Annotated in this window: 3 protein-coding genes; all 3 read right to left on the bottom strand. The window is 42.5% G+C overall.

The window, feature by feature from the left end; translation table 11 throughout:
• Positions 1-330 precede the first annotated feature (330 nt).
• The 3 genes from F6K37_RS37195 to F6K37_RS37205 all read right to left on the bottom strand — a co-directional run bounded on the left by F6K37_RS37195 (position 331) and on the right by F6K37_RS37205 (position 2,817).
• Positions 331-1,002: an HAD-IA family hydrolase gene (locus F6K37_RS37195; protein WP_008180869.1), complete on the bottom strand. Its 672-nt coding sequence runs from the start codon at positions 1,000-1,002 to the stop codon at positions 331-333.
• 74 nt (positions 1,003-1,076) lie between these two features.
• Positions 1,077-2,030 carry a tRNA epoxyqueuosine(34) reductase QueG gene (gene queG / locus F6K37_RS37200; protein WP_008180872.1) on the bottom strand — a complete coding sequence of 318 codons (954 nt, stop codon included), beginning with the start codon at positions 2,028-2,030 and terminating at the stop codon, positions 1,077-1,079.
• 64 nt (positions 2,031-2,094) lie between these two features.
• Positions 2,095-2,817, bottom strand: coding sequence for a Stp1/IreP family PP2C-type Ser/Thr phosphatase (locus F6K37_RS37205; protein ID WP_287256013.1), 723 nt, complete (start codon positions 2,815-2,817; stop codon positions 2,095-2,097).
• Positions 2,818-2,819: the final 2 nt, after the last annotated feature.

The raw sequence follows: 2,819 nt of genomic DNA on the forward strand, positions 1-2,819 counted from the left end.
CAGTTTTAATCCAAGGCGTTTGGCTGTGCGCTCAAACAGCAACCAATTGTAGCGCAACAGATATCGGTGTTTGCTCACCAATTCATCCCAGTGTTGTATCAGGTTCTCCGCAATCAGTTGGCTGGGTCAAAATGCAAGCACAGTAAGCTTTTAGGGATTGATAGTACACCTGTATGGGGTAACTTCAGTCTTGACAGGACTTGATTTACTCGCGGTGGGATTTTCATCCCTGGCTGACTATGGTTAGTAGTGCAAGATGTGATTTAAAATTGGCTGATATCAAATTATCATTGGTAAATTAACAAGTAATAAGTAACCAGTAAATAATTACTAATAACAAAATACTTTTGATTTAACTTTTGAGTTATCTAAATTAGATACTACTTCAGATAACTCCTGGGGTTCGTCGATCAAAAAATCGGGTTGATATTGAGCTAGGGCTTCTTTATAATTAAATCCCCAACTCACAGCAACTACTTTAATAGTATTTTTATTAGCTGCCTCAATATCCCTAGTTTCATCTCCGACATAGATCACATCAGCAGGATTTAAATTATGTTTTTTGAGGAATTTACGAATAACTTTTTCTTTCCCCAATATGGGACTCCCTGAGTCAACAAAATCAAAAAGCTTTACCCAAGAATTATGGGTCAGAAAAAGGTTAACGTTTTCTGCCGAGTTAGATGTCAATATCCCTAATTGGTAACCTTCAGATTTTAAATCATTTAAAACGTCAATTATTCCAGGAATAGGAGTTAAACTTTGAATATCTTGGCGTAATAGTTTTTGCACCTTTTTTAACAAAAACGGTATTTTAAACCTCGAAATACCCGATTGCTTAATAATTTCCCTAGAGCTTAAATGTCTAATTTGCTCCAATTTTTCAGCTGATGTGGGCTGATATCCAAATTCTCCCGCTAAGCTATTACTAATCTTGACAATGGCAGTAAGGGTATCAGCCAGAGTCCCATCAAAATCAAAAAGAATTACTTTTACACTCATTGAGCAATTAACAATTAACAATTCGCAATTCGCAATTCGCAATTCGCCACCCAAGTAATCAATGACTAGTCAGACTAGTCAACCGATTTTTGAGATGCATCAATATTAGCTTGGGCATTGCGCCGTAGCATATTTGGCTTAATACGCCGCAGCGCCGAAGCTGGAAACCGTCGATTCCACTCCTGATCAGATATAGTAGCTAATTCTGTGAGTCGAGGAGCCACATTCCAAGGGTAGGGCTGAAACTCTACCACATCAGTTTCTTTAGCAAAACGTTGGTTCCAGGGGCAAACATCTTGACAGATGTCACAACCAGCAACCCAGCCTTCTAAATGGGGTTTAATCGATTCCGGCAAGTTTTCAGCCCGATTCTCAATGGTATGATAGGCGATGCAGCGGTTGGCATCAACGACAAACGGTTTGGTAATAGCACCCGTTGGACAGGCTTGAATACAGCGGGTACAGCTACCACAGTGTGAGGTGTGAGGGGTATCTGGGGTCAAGGCTAGGTTAGTCAACACTTCCCCTAAAAATACCCAACTGCCATACTCCCGCGTAATTACATTACCATTTTTAGCAATCCAACCAATACCTGAGCGCTGCGCCCAGACTTTATCTTGTACTGGCCCTGTATCAGCATAGTAACGCACCTGGATTTCTTCTGCTTGTGCTTGTAACCAAAAGGTCAATTCCTTCAATTTTTTATGCATGACCTTGTGGTAATCTCTCCCCCAACCGTAACGGGAGATTTTCCCATACTCAGGGCTTTCGGGACGCTGCTGAGGGGTGTAGTAGTTGAGAGCAACAGAAATTACTGACTTCACCTTTGGCATACAGGCACGAATATCCAAGCGTCGAGGATTTGCCATCCAATCCATTTCTGCTTGATACCCTAACCCTAGCCAAGCCTTCAAGTTTTGCTCTGCTGAGTCATTATGATCAACATCCACAGCTGCAATGCCGACCTTATGAAAGCCCAGGGAGTGAGCTTTCTGTTTTACCTCAGTGCTAGTAACTGATATATCCAAGCTGTATTTACGAAATAACTCTACCTCTAGGGTGTGTTAATAACGCACCTTCACCCAAGACTTTTCATCCAACACCTTTCATCCTTTCCCCAATCTCTACAATAACCACAGTAATGTTATCCCTACCGCCTTGCTCTTTAGCCGCTTCAACCAGGATAACCAGAGCCTGATCAATACTTGAACTCTCTTGGAGAGAGGAAGCAATCAATTCATCGGAAAGTTCTTCGGTAAGTCCATCGCTACAAAGCAAAAGGCGATCGCATAATTTAACCTCTATCGGATAGACATCGACTTTAGGTAAATCCTTTCTGCCTAGACATTGAGACAGAACATGACGCCAGGGATGCATCCGAGCCTGTTTAGCTGTCAGTTCTCCCAACTTAACGGCTCTGGCTACCCAGGTGTGGTCTTCTGTAATCTTCTCTAACTTAGAATTTCGGAACCGATAGAGGCGAGAATCTCCTACATGAGAAAACCAACACTGGTCTTGACGGAACATCACCACTACGGCAGTGGTTCCCATATCTGACCGTTCTGGATGAGTTTGCTGATCGTTGAGGATAGCCTGATTGGCTTGATAGATCGCTTGTTCTAGTAACTCATCAGAAGGGGTTTGAGAGTTCCAATCCTTATTCAAATAAGTCTTAATCGCCTCAGTGGCGATTTTACTTGCCTCTTGTCCACCGGCATGACCACCCATGCCGTCGGCAACAATAAAGAAGCGACCGTCCGGGTCTATGTAGTAGTCATCTTGGTTAACTGTACGTAGTAAGCCCGGATCTGTAATAC

It is taken from the genome of Moorena sp. SIO4E2, from assembly GCF_010671945.1.
GTDB classification, from domain to species: Bacteria; Cyanobacteriota; Cyanobacteriia; order Cyanobacteriales; family Coleofasciculaceae; genus Moorena; species Moorena producens.

Coding starts and splice junctions, on each gene's coding strand:
- F6K37_RS37195 (WP_008180869.1), bottom strand. CDS start 1,002: ATGAGTGTAAAAGTAATTCTTTTTGATTTTGATGGGACTCTGGCTGAT.